Source organism: Actinoplanes auranticolor (assembly GCF_018332655.1).
GTDB lineage: Bacteria > Actinomycetota > Actinomycetes > Mycobacteriales > Micromonosporaceae > Actinoplanes > Actinoplanes auranticolor.
Map to the genome: position 1 here is coordinate 27,562 of NZ_BOQL01000037.1, position 16,817 is coordinate 44,378.

Here is a 16,817-nt window from a genome sequence, read left to right on the forward strand (position 1 = left end):
CAGGCGTCACGCGTCAATGGCTGCCATCACTTCGTCGCTCACGTCGAGGTTCGCGTAGATGTTCTGGACGTCGTCGCAGTCCTCGAGGACGTCGATGAGTTTGAAGCACTTGCGGGCCGCTTCCTCGTCCACCGGGACCGTCATGGTCGGGACCAGCGAGGATTCCGCCGAGTCGTACTCGATGCCGGCGTCCTGCAGCGCCGTGCGGACCGCGACCAGGTCGGTCGGCTCGCTGACCACCTCGAACGAGTCGCCCAGGTCGTTGATCTCCTCGGCGCCGGCGTCCAGCACCGCCATCATGAGGTCGTCCTCGGACAGGCCGGCCTTCGGGACGATGATCACGCCCTTGCGGTTGAACAGGTACGACACGCTGCCGGCGTCGGCGAAGGTGCCGCCGTTGCGGGTCAGCGCCGTCCGGACCTCGGTGGCCGCGCGGTTGCGGTTGTCGGTCAGGCACTCGATGAGCAGCGCCACGCCGTTGGGGCCGTAACCCTCGTACATGATGGTCTGCCAGTCGGCGCCGCCGGCCTCCAGGCCGGAGCCGCGCTTGACCGCGTTGTCGATGTTGTTGTTCGGGACCGAGCTCTTCTTGGCCTTCTGGATGGCGTCGTAGAGCGTCGGGTTGCCGGCCGGGTCACCACCGCCGGTGCGGGCCGCGACCTCGATGTTCTTGATCAGCTTGGCGAACATCTTGCCGCGCTTGGCGTCGATGACAGCTTTCTTGTGCTTCGTCGTCGCCCATTTGGAGTGGCCGGACATGCAAAACCTCCGTGTTTACCGTGCGTCTTCGGCCTGCCCTTCCAACCGCCCGGCCGCCGTCCTGCAACGGACTATGACTGACGAACGATCTCGACGAAGTACCGGTGGACGCGGAGGTCGCCGGTGAGCTCCGGGTGGAAAGCCGTGGCGAGCAGGTTCCCCTGCCGAACGGCGACAATCCTACCGGCGGCGGGCCCGGACGTGACGCGGCCCAGCACGCTGACTTCCGGGCCGACCTGCTCGACCCAGGGAGCGCGGATGAAAACGGCGTGGAAGTCGTCACCGGGAATGTCGTCGATGGCCACGCCGGCCTCGAACGAGTCGACCTGCCGCCCGAACGCGTTGCGCCGCACTGTCATGTCGATCCCGGCGAAGGACTCCTGGTCGGGGCGCCCGTCCAGCACGGTCGTGGCCAGCATGATCATGCCGGCGCAGGAGCCGTAGACGGGCATCCCGCCGGCGATCCGCTTCCGGATCGGCTCGAGCAGCCCGAACGTGATGGCCAGGTTGCTCATGGTAGTGGACTCGCCGCCGGGGATCACCAGGGCGTCGACCTGGTCGAGCTCCTCCGGGCGGCGGACCGGCCGGGCGAGGACGTCGCTCTCGGCCAGGGCGGACAGGTGTTCCCGCACGTCGCCCTGCAGGGCGAGCACTCCGATGTTCATCGAACCCTTCTTAGATTTTCGCCACTCACGCAGAAGGAAGGGCGCAGGGTCCTGTTCTGGAGCGACAGCTCCTCGGGGCCCTGCGCCCGGCCTCGGCGTGAGCGACGGTCAGCACCATGCAACCAGGCACGACATCTGGATTTTGAAGTTGAGGCCTACCAGCCCCGCTCGGCGAGCCGGTGCGGCTGCGGGATCTCCTCGACGTTGATGCCGACCATGGCCTCACCCAGCCCGCGCGACACCTTGGCGATCACGTCGGGGTCGTCGTGGAAGGTGACGGCCTTGACGATCGCGGCGGCCCGCTGGGCGGGGTTGCCGGACTTGAAGATGCCGGAGCCGACGAACACGCCCTCGGCGCCGAGCTGCATCATCATCGCCGCGTCGGCCGGGGTGGCGATGCCACCCGCAGTGAACATGACCACCGGCAGCTTGCCGGCCGCGGCGACCTCCTTGACCAGGTCGTACGGCGCCTGCAGCTCCTTGGCCGCGACGAACAGCTCGTCCTCGGCCAGCGAGGTCAGCCGGCGGATCTCCCCGCGGATGGTACGCATGTGCGTGGTGGCGTTCGAGACGTCGCCGGTGCCGGCCTCACCCTTGGAGCGGATCATGGCCGCCCCCTCGGTGATCCGGCGCAACGCCTCACCGAGATTGGTGGCGCCGCAGACGAACGGCACGGTGAAAGCCCACTTGTCGATGTGGTTGGCATAGTCGGCCGGCGTCAGCACCTCGGACTCGTCGACATAGTCGACCCCGAGCGACTGCAGCACCTGCGCCTCGACGAAATGCCCGATCCGCGCCTTGGCCATGACCGGGATGGAGACGGCGCTGATGATCCCGTCGATCATGTCAGGATCACTCATCCGCGAAACGCCACCCTGGGCCCGGATATCGGCCGGCACCCGCTCGAGCGCCATGACCGCAACCGCGCCGGCATCCTCAGCGATCTTGGCCTGCTCCGGCGTGACCACATCCATGATCACACCACCCTTGAGCATCTCGGCCATCCCCCGCTTCACGCGAGCGGTGCCGGTGACGGAAGTGGGGCTCTCAGAGCTGGACACAGCGAAGACTCCTTAAGAGGTGTGATCTGAGCGGAATTTTACGGCGGGTGGGGGGTGCCGCCGATGGCCAATCAACCCCAAGGTGGCCTGCTCGGGGGTGGCTTGGGAGATCCGTACCTCAAGATCAAAGTTCAAGTTCAAGTTCAAGGTCATGTCGTGCGTGGGTGAGGGGTGGTGACCGTCGCTCCCGCCGAGAGCGGTCGCTGCGCTCCCTGCCTTGTGCGGGACCACTCGCCCTTGCCCGCGCGGCGGGCACCCCCCGGCTACGCCTCCACCCACCCGCCGCTGCGCGGCGCGGCGCATTACGCGCCGCCCTGCGGCGCGGTCACCTCGGCCCGACACGACCCGGCCCGACACCGCCCGGGGCGACCCGACGCGGCCCGGCTCTACCCGACGCGGCCCGACGCGGCCCGGCGCGGTCTGGCGCGGCTCCACCGGACGCGGCGCGGCGCGACCCGACGCAACCCGGCGCGACGCCACCCGGCCCGGCGCGACCAGGCCCGGCGCGACCAGGCGCGACCCTGCCCAGCGCGGCGCGACGCAGCCCGGCGCGACCGGCGCGACCCGGCGCGACCCGGCCCAACGCGGCGCAACGCAGCCCGGCGCGACCAGGCCCGGCGCGACCAGGCCCGGCGCGACCAGGCGCGACCCTGCCCAGCGCGGCGCGACGCAGCCCGGCGCGACCCGGCGCGACCCGGCCCAACGCGGCGCAACGCAGCCCGGCGCGACCAGGCGCGGCGCAACCGACTCGGCACGATCCGGCGCGGCGCGGCGCGGCGCGGCCCGGCCCGACCCAGCGCGGCGCGGCGCGGCGCGGCGCGGCGCAACCGACTCGGCCCGATCCGGCGCGGCCCGATCCGGCCAAGCGCGACCGGGAGATCTTGGTAAGAAACGGTCGCTATAGGGACCGTACTTTTCCAAGATCTACTCACTGATCCCCATATGAAGATCCACTGGGCTGGGCTGGGCTGGGCTGGGCTGGGCAAGGCAAGGCGAGGCCCGGCCGAGGAGGGCCGCGCCGAGCCCGGCGGAGAAGGACCAGGCCCGGCGGAGAAGGACCGCGCCGAGCAGGACCGGTCCGGGTCGGCCGGGCAGGCAGGCAGGCAGGCACATTGCAGGCTGGCGCAGGTGGTCGGCGCAAGCGGTTGTCGTGCTACCTGCCGTGGGCATGCGAAAGGGCCGCCCATCGGGCGGCCCTTCGTCGTGCGGGGAGATTCAGCCGACCAGCGTCGGGATCTTCTCGAACAGCTGCGTCGTGAAGGTGACCATCTCGTGCAACATCCAGTTCCCCGAGAACAAGATCGCCGCACCCACACCCACCGCCTTCGGGACGAACGACAGCGTCGCCTCCTGGATCTGGGTCACCGACTGGAACAACGAGATCGCAAAACCGATCAGCAACGCCGTCAACAGCACCGGCGCGCACATCTTCGCGGCGATGGTCATGGCCTGCAGCCCCAGCTCAACGATCTGCGTGTCCGTCATGCCATCCCCTTCGGGCCCCCGCAGAAGCCGGGGAGCGCAGAATGGGCGCACCACGGTTGCCGTTCGGTTCAGGCGTCCGGAAACCTCAAGTCGAGACCGGGACCGGTGGTTCGGGCGCCGGGCGCTGGGTCACCGTCAGTGGCTCCGGGAAGATCGGCTCGACGATCTCGAAGTAGCGGGGGCGTTCGTAGTGCCGGGCCATCCTCAGCAGCCGCACCAGCGGACGCCGGCGGGCGGTCAGGGCGTCGCGGACCAGGTCGGTGTGCACCTGACGGGCCAGGACCACCCGGCGGCTGGTCGCCACCAGGGTGCGGGTCGCGGCGTCCGTGCCGGTCAGCCGGACTGCCTGCAACTGGCGGGTCAGGTCGTTCTCCGCCGCCTCGCGCTCGTCGGGCTCCGCGTCCAGGGCCAGGCGCGCCGCTGCGTACAGCTCGATGAACTCCGTGTTCTCCGCTACCACCGCTGCGGCGGCCGCGCGGCGCAGCAGGTGGGCGTCCAGGGCCCGGCCGGCGGAGGCGGCGCGGACGTGTACGCGCTCCACCCGGTGGGCCGTCCAGGCCAGGTACGCCGACAGCACAGCCGCCACCGCAAGCGCACCCATGACCCACCACATGCGGGGCATCGTAGTGCCGTTTTGTGTCGGAGAGTTACGTCCCGGACCGTGGTTCGGCCCACTCTTCGTCGAAAACGCGACCGTCCGTAGCCTCGATCGCCGTCGCGTATACCTCGAGTACACGGTTGGCTACGCTGGGCCAGTCGAAGGTCTTCACCACTTCGCGGGCGCACTCGGCCAGCATGGCCCGGCGTTGCGGGTCGTCCAGCAGTTCCGCCAGCACCGCCGTCAATGCCCCGGTGTCGCCGGTCGGGAAGAGCGCCCCGGCCCGGCCGCCGTCGAGCACCCGGCGGAACGCGTCGAGGTCACTGGCCGCGATCGTCGCGCCGGCCGCCATCGCCTCGGTGAGGATCATGCCGAAGGACTCGCCGCCCGTGTTCGGGGCCACGTAGACGTCCACGCTGCGCAGCATCCGGGCCTTGTCGGCCTCGCTGACCAGCCCCAGGAACTCCACCCTGGGGTGCAGGTCGGGCGGGATCCCGTCGTACAGGTCGCCGCGGTCGCCGGGGCCGGCCACCAGCAGGCGCAGGCCGGGCCGTTGCCGGGCGAGCGTGACGAACGCCGTACGCAGCAGCTCGAAGCCCTTGCGCGACTCGGTGAAGCGGCCCAGGAAGCCCAGCGTGCCGTCCTCGCCCGGCCAGCCCGGCAGGGGCTGCGCGGTGGCGAACTTGGCCACCGCGACCCCGTTGGGGATCTCCACCGCGCCGCCGCCGATGTGCTCGACCTGCACCTTGCGGGCCAGCTCACTGACCGCGATGCGGGCGGTGATCTTCTCGACCACCGGCTGGAGGAAGCCCTGGGCCGCGGCCAGCGCGCGGGACCGGACCATCGCGGTGTGGAAGGTCGCCACGACCGGTCCGCGCGCAGAGAGAACCGCCAGCAGCGACAGGCTCAGCGTGAGCGGCTCGTGCACGTGCAGCACGTCGAACTGGCCGCGGGCCAGCCAGCGGCGGACCCGCGCGGTCGACACCGGGCCGAAGGCGATCCGGGCCACCGACCCGTTGTACGGCAGCGGCATCGCCCGCCCCGCCGCCACCACGTACGGCGGCAGCTCCGCGTCCTCGTCCGCCGGCGCCAGCACGCTGACCTCGTGGCCGAGCGTGATCAGCGCCTCGGCGAGGTCGACGATGTGGTTCTGCACGCCGCCCGGCACGTCGAACGAGTACGGCGAGACGATGCCGATCCGCACGCTGCCCCGCCCTCAGACCCGGGCGCTCTGGTCGAGCCACAGTTTCTGCAGCATGTGCCAGTCCTGCGGGTGCTCGGCGATACCCAGCGCGAACGCGTCGGCCAGCCGCTGAGTGGTGATCTTGACCCGGACGTCGAGGGCGCCCTCGTCCGGCTCGGGCAGCTCGATGCGGCGGATCCGGCCGAGCGAGCCCGTCGGGGTGAACCACAGATCGGCCGCGTACAGCGGGGCCCCCGTGCGCAGCGCCAGGATCGCGGGGCCGGCCGGCATCCGGGTGCGGCCGCCGAAGAACTGCACCTCGATGCCGCGGGCGGACAGGTCACGGTCGGCGAGCAGGGGTACCGCGTACCCCTGGGTGGCTTTCTCGGCGAGCACGTCCAGCGGTGGCCGCTGGCCGCCGGTGAGCGGGAGCACCTCCATGCCGAGCTTCTCGCGGTAGGCGATGAAGCGCTCGAACAGCCCCTCGGGCTTGAGCCGCTCCATCACCGTGATCATCCGGTAGTCGTGCGAGACGAGCCAGGCGGCGGCCGCGTCCCAGTTGGCCATGTGCGGCAGCGCCAGGATCGCGCCCTTGCCCTCGCCCAGGACGCGGTGGAACTCGTCCGCGTTGACCAGGTCGAAGTCGCGCAGGAAGTCGGCCCGGCTCTGCGAGGGCAGCCGGAACGCCTCCATCCAGTACCGGGCGTACGAGCGCAGCCCGGCCCGGACCAGCTCGTCGAGCTCGGCCTCCGGCATGTCGGGGCCGACGACCATGCGCAGGTTGCGGCGCAGCCGCTGGGTGCTCGGCCCGTTGGCTCTGGCCGCCCGGTCGGCGCCCCGGTTGAAGACGGCGCGGGCGGCGCGCAGCGGCAGCATCCGCGTCACCCGCCAGCCGGCGGCGTAACCCAGCTCGGTCAGCTGATCCCGCCGCGAACTCACGCCGGACCGTCCGGCTCGGCCGGACCAGCCGGCGCGCCCGGCTCGCCGGCGGCAGCGGGCCCGGCCGGGACCACGTCCGACTTGGCCGCGTGGATCAGCCGCTGGAAGACCGTGATGATCGACAGCACCGACAGCACCCAGAGCGCGGCCGGCAGGCCCCACTCCAGCCCGGCGGCGCCCAGCAGACCGCCGACACCCACGATGAGCAGGCGTTCGAGGCGCTCGGCGATGCCGACGTCGGCGTCCAGGCCGAGGCTCTGGGCACGGGCCTTGACGTAGGAGACGACCTGGCCGAAGGCGAGCGAGACCAGCGCGGCGACCATGCCGCCGTACGGGTTGCCCTCGCCGGCCAGGTAGTAGGCGACGGCGCCGAAGACCGCGGCGTCGGCGATCCGGTCCATCGACGAGTCCAGCAGGGCGCCGAACTTGCCCGACGGTCCCCGCAGGCGGGCCATCGTGCCGTCGAGCGCGTCGGTGAGCGCGGAGGCGGTGACGATCACGGTGCCCCAGAACAGCTCGCCCCGGGCGCCGAAGCCCAGGGCGCCGATCAGGACGCCGACGGTGCCGGCGACGGTCACCGCGTTCGGGGTGACCCCGAGGCGGAGCAAGAGGCGGGCGGTCGGATGGAGGACGTACGACGAGAGGGCGCGGGCGGGCACGCTGACGATCTTTGCCATGGCCGTCCCACCATAACGGCGTGCGGGGAGAACCCGGTACGGCGTGCGTCACGCGTCGCCGGATCGTCATGAAAGGCCGGTTGCCGACTACAAAGGGTTGCGGGGGCGACTGCGCTGGGTGTCAGATCCAAGGACGGGGGGCGTAACAGCCAGGAATGCCCGCCCGGTTCCCGCGGCAGCCGACGGGGTCGGGAGAATGGGCGCCGACCGCGGCTGCCGACAGGAGGGCGTCACCATGACGCAGAAGACCCAGGAGAAAGGGCTCACCGCACCGGTGGTGACCGAGCCCGGCAGAGTACGCAACGTGGTGCTGGTGGGCCACTCCGGCGCGGGCAAGACGACCCTGGTCGAGGCGCTGCTCGCGGCGACCGGCACGATCTCGCGTGCGGGCACGGTGGCGGACGGCACCACGGTGACCGACCACGACCCTGCGGCCGTACGCCAGCAGCGGTCCGTCTCCCTCTCGTGCGCCCCGCTGGTGCACGAAGGAGTGAAGATCAACCTGCTCGACACCCCCGGCTACGCCGACTTCGTGGGTGAGCTGCGCGCCGGCCTGCGGGCCGCGGACGCCGCCGTCTTCGTGGTCTCGGCGGTCGACGGCGTGGACGAGGCGACCGTCGCTCTCTGGGAGGAGTGCGCCGCGATCGGCATGCCCCGGGCCGTGACGATCACCCGGCTCGACCATCCGCGCGCCGACTACGAGGGCACACTGCAGGACTGCCAGGAGGCGTTCGGCGAGAACGTCATGCCGATCTACCAGCCCATGCTCGGTGACGACGGCGCCGCCATCGCCGGCCTGCTGGGCCTGGTCACGCTGCGGGTCCTGGACTACTCGACCGGCTATCCGCCGCGGGTCGGCGAGGCCGAGCGCGAGCACCTGACCCCGATCAAGGACGACCGCGACCTGCTCATCGAGGGGATCATCGCCGAGAGCGAGGACGAGACCCTGATGGACCGGTACGTCGCCGGCGAGCTGATCAGCACCGAGACGCTGGTACCGGACCTGGAGAAGGCCGTCGCCCGCGGCACCTTCTACCCGGTCATCCCGGTCTGCGCCGCGACCGGCGTCGGCCTGGACGCCCTGCTCGACGGCCTGGTCAGCGCCGCGCCGTCGCCGCTGGAGCACGACCTGCCGGTGGTCACCGGGGTGGACGGCAGCCCTCGCCCGCCGCTGACCTGCGACCCGGACGGCCCGCTGGTGGCCGAGGTGGTCAAGACCACGATCGACCGGCACGTCGGCCGGGTCTCGCTGGTCCGGGTCTTCTCCGGCACCCTGCGCCCCGAGCTGACCGTGCACGTCTCCGGGCACGGCCTCACCGAGCGGGGACATCCCGACCACGACGCCGACGAACGGATCGCGCACGTCTACTCCCCGCTCGGCGCGCAGCTGCGCGAGGTGCCGGCCTGCGTGGCCGGGGACATCTGCGCGATCACCAAGTCGGGCAGCGCCGAGACCGGTGACACCATCTCGGCCAAGGACCAGCCCCTGCTCATGGAGCCGTGGACGATGCCGGAGCCGCTGCTGCCGATCGCGGTGGTCGCCCGGACCCGTTCCGACGAGGACGCCCTGGCCAAGAACCTGGCCCGGCTGGTCGCCGGCGATCCCACGCTGCGACTGGAACGCAATCCCGACACCCACCAGCAGGTGCTCTGGTGCATGGGTGAGTCGCACGCCGACGTGGTCCTCGAACGACTGCGCTCCGGCGGCGTGGAGCTGGACACCGAGCCGGTGAAGGTGTCCCTGCGCGAGACCTTCAGCGCCCCGGCGCAGGGTCACGGCCGGCACGTCAAGCAGTCCGGCGGGCACGGCCAGTACGCGGTCTGCTCCATCCAGGTCGAGCCGCTGCCGCGCGGCAGCGGCTTCGAGTTCGTGGACAAGGTCGTGGGCGGCGCGGTGCCGCACAACTACATCCCGTCGGTGGAGAAGGGGGTACGCGCCCAGCTCGAACGGGGCATCGTCGCCGGTTACCCCGTGGTCGACCTGCGGGTGACGCTGGTGGACGGCAAGGCGCACAGCGTCGACTCCTCCGACGCCGCGTTCCAGACCGCCGGGGCGCTGGCCCTGCGGACCGCCGCCGAGCAGGGTCAGGTGACGCTGCTCGAACCGGTCGACGAGATCGTGGTGCGGGTGCCGGACACCTACGTCGGCCCGGTGATGAGCGACCTGTCCGGGCGCCGGGGCCGGCCGCTGGGCACCGAGGTGACCGAGGACGGGGAGCACAGCCTGGTCCGGGCCGAGGTGCCGGCCACCGAGCTGGTCCGCTATGCGGTCGAGCTGCGGGCGCTCACCTCGGGGGCGGGCACCTTCACCCGCGCGTACGCCCGGCACGAGCCGATGCCGGCGCACCTGGCCGACGCCGTCCGCAAGGAGCACGCGAGCCGGTAGATCCGCTCACGCGACCGGCGCCATCGGGTAGGACGGCAGCTCGATGGCGTTGGCCGCGTCGTGCAGCGGCCGGGTGACCCGCTCGATGAGCTGCCGCTCGAGCGGGTGGTGCGGGCCCTAAGCCTCGCCCCAGGCCTTCACCAGTAGGGCGCGGGTGTCGCCGAGCATCTGCGGCAGCACCTTGGTCCGGCCGATCACCGGCATGAAGTTGCCGTCACCGCCCCACCGCGGCACCACGTGCTGGTGCAGGTGCGCCGCGATCCCGGCGCCGGCCACGGCCCCCTGGTTCATCCCCAGGTTGAAGCCGTGCGGGCTGCTGGCCTGCCGGATGACCCGCATCGCCCGCTGGGTGAAACCGGCCAGCTCGACCGTCTCGGCGTCGGTCAGCTCGGTGTAGTCGGCGACGTGCCGGTACGGGCAGACCAGCAGATGCCCCGGGTTGTACGGGTACAGATTGAGCACCGCGAAGACGTGCTCACCGCGGGCCACCACGAGGCTCTCCCCCTCGTCGAGCCCGGGCGCCACGCAGAACGGGCAGTCGGCCGGCGCCTCGTAGCCACCCTCGGGCCGGTCCGCACCCGAGATGTAGGCCATCCGGTGCGGTGTCCAGAGCCGGTCGAGACCGTCCCGGTCCCCTGCGTCACTCACGCCTCCACCCTAGTCAGCCGGGCCGGCCCCCGCCCGGTGCGCGCCTGGCATCGACGTCCGTCATAGAGTGTCGGCGATCAATGTGAGGTGGACGAGCATGCGTGGGACACACATCCGGCACCGTCGCGGTGTCCTGGTCATCCTGATCGTCGCGGTGCTGGTCGCCGGCGTGACGGTGGCCGTCGTCGGCGCGCTGCGGACCGGCGACGAGGCACCGGTGGCACCGGCCGCGGCACCGGCCGACCCCGGGCGCCGCCCCTGGCAGGTGACCCTCGACGTCGACGAGACCTCCGGCTACGTCGTCACGGCCAGCGTCACCGACGGCGACCGGCAGACCCTCACCGTGCAGAACCTCGGCCTGGGCGACGGCCCCGACGGCACGTACGGCGGCGAGGTGACCGCCTTCTCGCCGGGCACGCTGGACGAGAGCCAGTTCCGCAAGGCCGAGCAGATCGACGACTTCCGGTACCTGACCGCCTTCTCCTTCGCCGGGCACACCACCGGGGAGACCGAGCCGTGGCAGACCCCGGCGGTGGGCCGGCGGGACCCGTCGGGCACCTGGATCGTGGTCTACGCCGACCGCGCCCGCGCCGAGGGCAGGATCGCCCGCTCGGACCTGCTGAAGCTGGCCGCAGCCGTGACCCTCGGCTCCCCGCGCGACCTGCGGCTGCCGCTGCGCCTGGGCGTCGCCCTGCCCAAGGGCCTGCAGCTCACCTACGTGCGCTCGCCGGACCACCGGATCGACCGCGGGCAGGCGGCGGCGGGCTTCAGCACCGTCTCCCGCGCCCCGTCGGGTGCGGCTGTCTACACCGGACTGCCGGGCGGGCTGGAGGTCGCCGTGCTGACCGAGGCCCGGGACGCGGCCTGGGCGGACAAACGGGCGACGCTGACCGGCCGGACCCAGGTCGGCAAACTGCCGGCCTGGTACGAGCCACGCGGCCGGCTCATCGTGGAGGCGGAGCACTGCGTCGTCACGGTCGAGTCGCTCTTTCCCCGCCCCGAACTGGACCGGATGATCGAGGACCTCACCATCGGCGACTGTGCCGACCCGGACTCCTGGATCCCGCCGCTGAGCTGACGCGGGACCCAGGAGGCGCGGGGACGTCTCAGGCCGCGGACGGCCCGGTGTTGACCCGGCTGCGCACGATCTCGACGACGTGCGCGACCGCCTCGTCCAGCGGCACGCCGTTGCGCTGCGAGCCGTCGCGGTAGCGGAAGGACACCGTGCCGCCGTTCACGTCGTCGTCGCCGGCGATCGCCATGAACGGGATCTTCTGCTGCTGCGCGGTGCGGATCTTCTTCTGCATCCGGTCGTCGGAGTAGTCGACCTCGGCCCGGATGCCCTCCCGGCGGAGCCGGGCGACGAACTCACCGAGGTAGTCGGCGTGGTCGTCGCGGATCGGGATGCCGACCACCTGCACCGGGGCCAGCCAGGCCGGGAACGCGCCCGCGTAGTGCTCGGTCAGCACGCCGAAGAAGCGCTCGATCGAGCCGAACAGCGCCCGGTGGATCATGATCGGTCGCTTGCGGGTGCCGTCTGCCGCCGAGTACTCCAGCTCGAAGCGCTCCGGCAGGTTGAAGTCGAGCTGGATGGTCGACATCTGCCAGGTCCGGCCGATCGCGTCCTTGGCCTGCACGCTGATCTTCGGACCGTAGAACGCCGCGCCGCCCGGGTCCGGCACCAGGTCCAGTCCGGACTCGGTGGCCACCCGGCGCAGGGTCTCGGTGGCGCGCTCCCAGTTCTCGTCCGTGCCGACCGACTTCTCCGGGTTGCGGGTGGACAGCTCCAGGTAGAAGTCGTCCAGGCCGTAGTCCTTGAGCAGCTGGAGCACGAAGGTCAGCAGCGAGGTGAGCTCGGCCTCCATCTGCTCCTCGGCGCAGAAGATGTGCGCGTCGTCCTGGGTCATGCCGCGGACCCGGGTGAGGCCGTGGATCACGCCGGACTTCTCGTAGCGGTAGACGGTGCCGAACTCGAACATGCGCAGCGGCAGCTCGCGGTAGGACCGGCCGCGGGACCGGAAGATCAGGTTGTGGAACGGGCAGTTCATCGGCTTGAGGTAGTAGTTCGCGCCCTCCATCTCCATGGGCGGGAACATGCCGTCGGCGTACCAGTCGAGGTGTCCGGACGTCTCGAACAGGTTGGCCTTGGTGATGTGCGGGGTGTTGACGAACGCGTACCCCGCCTCCTCGTGCTTGCTGCGCGAGTAGTTCTCCATCTCGCGCCGGATGATGCCGCCCTTGGGGTGGAACACCGGCAGGCCCGAGCCGAGCTCGTCCGGGAAGGAGAACAGGTCCAGGTCGGCGCCCAGCTTGCGGTGGTCGCGGCGGGCGGCCTCCTCCAGCAGCTTCAGGTACGCCTTCAGCTCGTCACGGGTCGGCCACGCGGTGCCGTAGACCCGCTGCAGCTGCGGATTCTTCTCACTGCCCCGCCAGTACGCGGCCGCGGAGCGCATCAGCTTGAAGGCGCCGATCAGCCGGGTCGTCGGCAGATGCGGGCCGCGGCACAGGTCGCCCCAGACGCGCTTGCCGTCCTTGTCGATGTTGTCGTAGTGGGTCAGCTCGCCGGCGCCGACCTCCATGACCTCGTCCGCGTCCACCTCGCCTTTGATGTCGACCAGCTCGAGCTTGTACGGCTCGTTCGCCAGCTCCACCTTGGCCTCGTCGAGCGAGCCGTACTCGCGGCGCCGGAACGTCTGACCGGACTTGACGATCTCCTGCATCCGCTTCTCGAGCTTGGCCAGGTCGTCGGGCTGGAACGGCTTGGCCACGTCGAAGTCGTAGTAGAAGCCGTTCTCGATCGGCGGGCCGATGCCGAGCCTGGCCTCCGGGAAGACGTCCTGCACGGCCTGGGCCAGCACGTGCGCGGTCGAGTGCCGCAGCACGTTGAGCCCGTCCGGCGAGTCCAGCGGCACCGGGGTGACCTCGGTGTCCAGCTCCGGAGCCCAGTCCAGGTCGCGCAGCCGGCCCGCCGGGTCACGGACGACCACGATCGCCTTCGGACCGGCGGCGGGCAGGCCGGCGGCGGCCACCGCGTCGGCCGCCGTCGTCCCGGCCGGGACGACCAGGCCCTCGGCGGGGGTACGGGGTGCAGACACGGTGGTTCTCCTTTGCGTGAAAAGCGGGGTCGAGCACGATGCTAGTAGGTCGGTTTGCTCACGCCTCGCGCGACGCGGTCACCCAGTCGGGCAGCTCCTCGCGGGCCGCCAGCCAGGCCGCCGGGATCCCCTCCACCCCGGTGTACGCGGCGACGATGCCCCCGGCCATCGCGGCGGTGGTGTCCACATCCCCGCCCGCGGTCACGCACGCGGTGATCGCGGCCGGATAGTCGCCGAGGTGCCGGGCGGCCACCCAGACGGCGAACGGCACCGAGTCCTGCGCCGTCGACCGTGAGCCGGTGCCGAGCTCGTACGCCGCCTCGGCGGCGTCGGTGATCCGCTGGGCCCGGTGCAGGCCGTCCTGCACGTGCCCCGGAGCGACCCACCCCGCGACGGCCGCGAGGAACTGTGCCGGCTCGGGCGGGTGACCGTCGAGGCGGGCCGCCGCCGCGATCGCCGCCGCGACGGTGACCGCCACCCCGCCGGCGATGCCCTCGGGGTGGGCGTGGGTGACCTCGGCCGCCCGGGCGCCCTGGGCCGCGGCGTGGGCCAGCGAGTCGGCGTGCCAGGCACCGATCGGCGCGGCCCGCATGGCCGCGCCGTTGCCGGCGGAGCCCTGCCCGTCGAAGGCGGCGGCGGCCGCGATCGGCCACGGGGTGCCCTCGCGGATCTGCCGGAGCATCACCACGGCGCCCGGTCCGTAGCCGCGGTAGGCGTCGAAATGCCGGCCGAGCAGGTCGGCGAAGTGGTCCCGGTCGAGGCTGAGCTCGTCACTGGCGGTCAGGGCGGTGACCAGGCAGCAGGCTTCCTCGGTGTCGTCGGTCCACGGCCACGGCGGGGTGGGCAGGTGGCCGCGGGTGAGGTCGGCGGCATGGTGGCCGGGGACGAAATACTGGGCGCCGAGCGCGTCGCCGACCGAGAGACCGGCCAGGCTGTCGGTGGCGAGGGCCAGACGTGCGTCGGGAAAGAGTGTGAAGGTCATCGGTACCGTCATCCTATAGCGTCCGGTTTCCGGTGACTGTGAGTGATCGACGGCTGCCTCTGAATGACGGATTCGGCATGGCTTGCCAAGGGCAGTACCTTCTCTGCATGGCCACGGTGTTGCTCGTCGAAGACGACCACGTCGTGCGCGGCGCCATGCTCCGGTCGCTGGCCGATCGGGGGCACGCCGTGCACGCCGTCGGCACGGCGCTGGACGCCCTGCGCCGCGTGGCCGCCGAGACCCCCGACCTGGTGGTGCTCGACCTGGGCCTGCCCGACCTGGACGGCTCGGACGCGCTGCGCATGCTGCGCGGCATCACCGATGTCCCGATCATCATCGCCACCGCCCGCGACGACGAGCAGACCGTCGTGCGGCTGCTGCGGGCCGGGGCCGACGACTACATGGTCAAGCCGTTCACCGGCGCCCACCTCGACGCGCGGATCACCACGGTGCTGCGCCGCGTCGGCCGGGCCAGCCGGACCGCCCAGCCCGCCGTGCACGAGGTCGGCGAGCTGCGGGTGGACGTCGGCGAACGCAGCGCCAGCCTGGCCGACCAGCCACTGGCACTGACCCGCAAGGAATTCGACCTGCTGGCGTACCTGGCCGCCCGCCCGGGCCGGGTCGTGTCGCGCCGTGAGCTGTTGGAGGAGGTATGGCGACAGCCGTCAGTCGGCGAGGACCAGACGATCGACGTGCATCTGTACTGGCTACGTCGGAAACTGGGCGAATCCGCGGCGAAGCCTCGTTACCTGCGCACCGTGCGGGGGGTCGGATTCCGGTTGGTGGCGCCGGACTGAGGGCGCGGCTGGCCTACGTCAGCGCCGCCACCACCGCCATCGCCGCTCTCGCATTCCTGGTCCCGCTGGGCTGGGAGCTGCGGGAGAACCACCGTGACCGGGCCATGTCCGCGGCCGAGCAGCGCAGTGCCCTGGTCGCCGGCGCGATCGCCGCGGGGGCGAACAAGAAGAACGTCGACGCCGCGGTCAAGACGGCCGGCGGCGGGCTGGTCGTGCACCCGCCGGACACCGTGGCCAACACCCGGGTCGGTGCCGACGACATCCTGGACGCGGCCAAGGGCACCGAGGCGCTGGTGCTCGAGGCCGACGACGGGCTGGTGCGCCTGGAGCCGGTCCGCGTCGGCGCCAAGACCTCCGTGGTCGAGGCCTTCGTCAGCGACGAGGAGCTCGGCGCGGGTACGGCCCGGGACTGGTGGATCCTGCTCGGCATCATGCTCGGGCTGGTCCTGGGCTCGGTGATCGTGGTCGACCGGCTGGCCCGCGGCGCGGTCGCCTCGGTGCGCAACCTGGTGCACGCGGCGATGGCCGTCGGCGGCGGTGACCTCGGCGTGCGCATCCAGCCCTCCGGCCCGCGCGAGCTGGCCGAGGCCGGGTACGCGTTCAACCGGATGGCCGACCGCCTGGTCACCTCCCGCACCAGCGAGCGTGAGCTGGTCGCCGACCTGTCGCACCGGCTGCGCACCCCGCTGACCGTGCTGCGCCTGGACGCCGAGGCGCTCGACCCCGACGACACCCACATCGGCGAGTTCTCCGCGGCGGAGCTGGACCGCCGCCGCGGCATCCGGCGCATCCGGCAGGCCATCGTCACCCTGGAGGGTGAGGTCGACCAGCTCATCAACACCACCCGGCAGGCCGTCGCCGCCCAGGTCGCGGCGCCCGAGGAGGGGCTCTGCGACGCCAGCGAGGTGGTCCGCGACCGGATGGTCTTCTGGTCCGCGCTCGCCGGCGACCAGGACCGCCAGTACCGGGTGGTGGGCGCGCACCTGCGCATCCCGGTGCCGGTGGCCCGGGCGGAGCTGGCCGCGGCGCTGGACGCCGTGCTCGGCAACGTCTTCCGCTACACCCCGCAGGGCACCGCGTTCGAGGTGGGCATCAGCCGCCGCGACGGCTGGGTCGCGCTGCGGGTCGACGACGCGGGGCCGGGCATCGACGACCCGGAGAAGGCGCTGCGCCGCGGGGAGAGCGAGCAGGGCTCGACGGGTCTGGGCCTGGACATCGCGCGGCGGGCGGCCCAGGCCACCGGCGGCTCGGTGAGCCTGGACCGGGCCGCGATGGGCGGGGCCAGCGTCGTCATGCTCCTGGCCGACGCCGAGGCCGCACCGAAACAGGTGAACCGTTTCGGCCTGGTCGGCCGGCTGGCCCGGGAACGGGATCCGGTGAAGCGCAAGTGGCCGCATCAACGCACGGAGGACGTGTAGAGAACGGCCTGATCGCACCGCACCTCCCGAAACAACCCGGACGGTACAACGATTGCTTAGATCTGTATTAAAGGCGTTCCCCTGGCGCTCCCGGGCTGGCACGCTCTACCCCGATCCCATCCGG

General features: G+C 71.8%; 15 protein-coding genes. 4 read left to right on the forward strand and 11 right to left on the reverse strand.

Annotation, left to right across the window (positions count from 1 at the left end; translation table 11 throughout):
* Positions 1-6 precede the first annotated feature (6 nt).
* From Aau02nite_RS23105 to pgsA, 8 genes are all read right to left on the reverse strand, one after another.
* Complete coding sequence (locus Aau02nite_RS23105) at positions 7-759, reverse strand: YebC/PmpR family DNA-binding transcriptional regulator (RefSeq protein ID WP_212990636.1); 753 nt, start codon at positions 757-759, stop codon at positions 7-9.
* 71 nt (positions 760-830) lie between these two features.
* The gene (pdxT, locus tag Aau02nite_RS23110) at positions 831-1,424 is read right to left on the reverse strand and encodes a pyridoxal 5'-phosphate synthase glutaminase subunit PdxT (RefSeq protein WP_212990637.1); all 594 of its coding nucleotides are present in this window, start codon (positions 1,422-1,424) and stop codon (positions 831-833) included.
* A gap of 155 nt (positions 1,425-1,579) precedes the next feature.
* The gene (gene pdxS, locus Aau02nite_RS23115) at positions 1,580-2,485 is read right to left on the reverse strand and encodes a pyridoxal 5'-phosphate synthase lyase subunit PdxS (RefSeq protein WP_212990638.1); all 906 of its coding nucleotides are present in this window, start codon (positions 2,483-2,485) and stop codon (positions 1,580-1,582) included.
* A gap of 1,215 nt (positions 2,486-3,700) precedes the next feature.
* On the reverse strand, positions 3,701-3,970 hold the full coding sequence (gene fliQ / locus Aau02nite_RS23120) for a flagellar biosynthesis protein FliQ (protein WP_212990639.1): 270 nt from the start codon (positions 3,968-3,970) through the stop codon (positions 3,701-3,703).
* Between the two features lie 85 nt (positions 3,971-4,055).
* The gene (locus Aau02nite_RS23125) at positions 4,056-4,592 is read right to left on the reverse strand and encodes a hypothetical protein (protein WP_212990640.1); all 537 of its coding nucleotides are present in this window, start codon (positions 4,590-4,592) and stop codon (positions 4,056-4,058) included.
* A gap of 25 nt (positions 4,593-4,617) precedes the next feature.
* A complete protein-coding gene (locus Aau02nite_RS23130) occupies positions 4,618-5,772 on the reverse strand; it encodes a glycosyltransferase family 4 protein (protein WP_212990641.1) in 1,155 nt (384 codons plus the stop codon).
* 12 nt (positions 5,773-5,784) lie between these two features.
* Positions 5,785-6,690 (reverse strand): phosphatidylinositol mannoside acyltransferase, encoded by a 906-nt coding sequence (locus Aau02nite_RS23135; RefSeq protein ID WP_281421012.1) that lies wholly within the window; start codon positions 6,688-6,690, stop codon positions 5,785-5,787.
* Complete coding sequence (gene pgsA / locus Aau02nite_RS23140) at positions 6,687-7,367, reverse strand: phosphatidylinositol phosphate synthase (protein ID WP_212990642.1); 681 nt, start codon at positions 7,365-7,367, stop codon at positions 6,687-6,689. The genes Aau02nite_RS23135 and pgsA overlap by 4 nt, the downstream gene beginning before the upstream one ends.
* Before the next feature lie 235 nt (positions 7,368-7,602).
* Here pgsA and Aau02nite_RS23145 point away from each other — a divergent pair, with 235 nt between their 5' ends.
* Positions 7,603-9,753, forward strand: coding sequence for an elongation factor G-like protein EF-G2 (locus Aau02nite_RS23145; protein WP_212990643.1), 2,151 nt, complete (start codon positions 7,603-7,605; stop codon positions 9,751-9,753).
* A gap of 117 nt (positions 9,754-9,870) precedes the next feature.
* Here Aau02nite_RS23145 and Aau02nite_RS23150 read toward each other — a convergent pair whose 3' ends face one another.
* Positions 9,871-10,347, reverse strand: a complete 477-nt coding sequence (locus tag Aau02nite_RS23150; protein WP_212990719.1) for an HIT family protein — start codon at positions 10,345-10,347, stop codon at positions 9,871-9,873.
* A gap of 151 nt (positions 10,348-10,498) precedes the next feature.
* Between Aau02nite_RS23150 and Aau02nite_RS23155 the strand changes: the two genes are divergently transcribed.
* Positions 10,499-11,479: a hypothetical protein gene (locus tag Aau02nite_RS23155; protein WP_212990644.1), complete on the forward strand. Its 981-nt coding sequence runs from the start codon at positions 10,499-10,501 to the stop codon at positions 11,477-11,479.
* Positions 11,480-11,507: 28 nt separating this feature from the next.
* On the opposite strand, the gene thrS is transcribed toward Aau02nite_RS23155, so the two are convergent.
* Together thrS and Aau02nite_RS23165 are read right to left on the reverse strand one after the other, a co-directional pair.
* Positions 11,508-13,496 (reverse strand): threonine--tRNA ligase, encoded by a 1,989-nt coding sequence (gene thrS / locus Aau02nite_RS23160; RefSeq protein ID WP_212990645.1) that lies wholly within the window; start codon positions 13,494-13,496, stop codon positions 11,508-11,510.
* Between the two features lie 58 nt (positions 13,497-13,554).
* On the reverse strand, positions 13,555-14,478 hold the full coding sequence (locus Aau02nite_RS23165) for an ADP-ribosylglycohydrolase family protein (protein ID WP_212990646.1): 924 nt from the start codon (positions 14,476-14,478) through the stop codon (positions 13,555-13,557).
* Positions 14,479-14,585: 107 nt separating this feature from the next.
* Here Aau02nite_RS23165 and Aau02nite_RS23170 point away from each other — a divergent pair, with 107 nt between their 5' ends.
* Together Aau02nite_RS23170 and Aau02nite_RS23175 are read left to right on the forward strand one after the other, a co-directional pair.
* Positions 14,586-15,275, forward strand: a complete 690-nt coding sequence (locus Aau02nite_RS23170) for a response regulator transcription factor (protein WP_203766725.1) — start codon at positions 14,586-14,588, stop codon at positions 15,273-15,275.
* A 104-nt stretch (positions 15,276-15,379) separates the two neighbouring features.
* The gene (locus Aau02nite_RS23175) at positions 15,380-16,693 is read left to right on the forward strand and encodes a HAMP domain-containing sensor histidine kinase (RefSeq protein WP_246595375.1); all 1,314 of its coding nucleotides are present in this window, start codon (positions 15,380-15,382) and stop codon (positions 16,691-16,693) included.
* Positions 16,694-16,817 lie beyond the last annotated feature (124 nt).

Bases quoted from the DNA above. Each gene is read 5' to 3' on its own strand.
- Aau02nite_RS23105 (WP_212990636.1), bottom strand. From the start codon at position 759: ATGTCCGGCCACTCCAAATGGGCGACGACGAAGCACAAGAAAGCTGTC.
- pdxT (WP_212990637.1), bottom strand. From the start codon at position 1,424: ATGAACATCGGAGTGCTCGCCCTGCAGGGCGACGTGCGGGAACACCTG.
- fliQ (WP_212990639.1), bottom strand. From the start codon at position 3,970: ATGACGGACACGCAGATCGTTGAGCTGGGGCTGCAGGCCATGACCATC.
- Aau02nite_RS23125 (WP_212990640.1), bottom strand. From the start codon at position 4,592: ATGCCCCGCATGTGGTGGGTCATGGGTGCGCTTGCGGTGGCGGCTGTG.
- pgsA (WP_212990642.1), bottom strand. From the start codon at position 7,367: ATGGCAAAGATCGTCAGCGTGCCCGCCCGCGCCCTCTCGTCGTACGTC.
- Aau02nite_RS23145 (WP_212990643.1), top strand. From the start codon at position 7,603: ATGACGCAGAAGACCCAGGAGAAAGGGCTCACCGCACCGGTGGTGACC.
- Aau02nite_RS23150 (WP_212990719.1), bottom strand. From the start codon at position 10,347: ATGGCCTACATCTCGGGTGCGGACCGGCCCGAGGGTGGCTACGAGGCG.
- Aau02nite_RS23155 (WP_212990644.1), top strand. From the start codon at position 10,499: ATGCGTGGGACACACATCCGGCACCGTCGCGGTGTCCTGGTCATCCTG.
- Aau02nite_RS23165 (WP_212990646.1), bottom strand. From the start codon at position 14,478: ATGACCTTCACACTCTTTCCCGACGCACGTCTGGCCCTCGCCACCGAC.
- Aau02nite_RS23170 (WP_203766725.1), top strand. From the start codon at position 14,586: ATGGCCACGGTGTTGCTCGTCGAAGACGACCACGTCGTGCGCGGCGCC.
- Aau02nite_RS23175 (WP_246595375.1), top strand. From the start codon at position 15,380: ATGTCCGCGGCCGAGCAGCGCAGTGCCCTGGTCGCCGGCGCGATCGCC.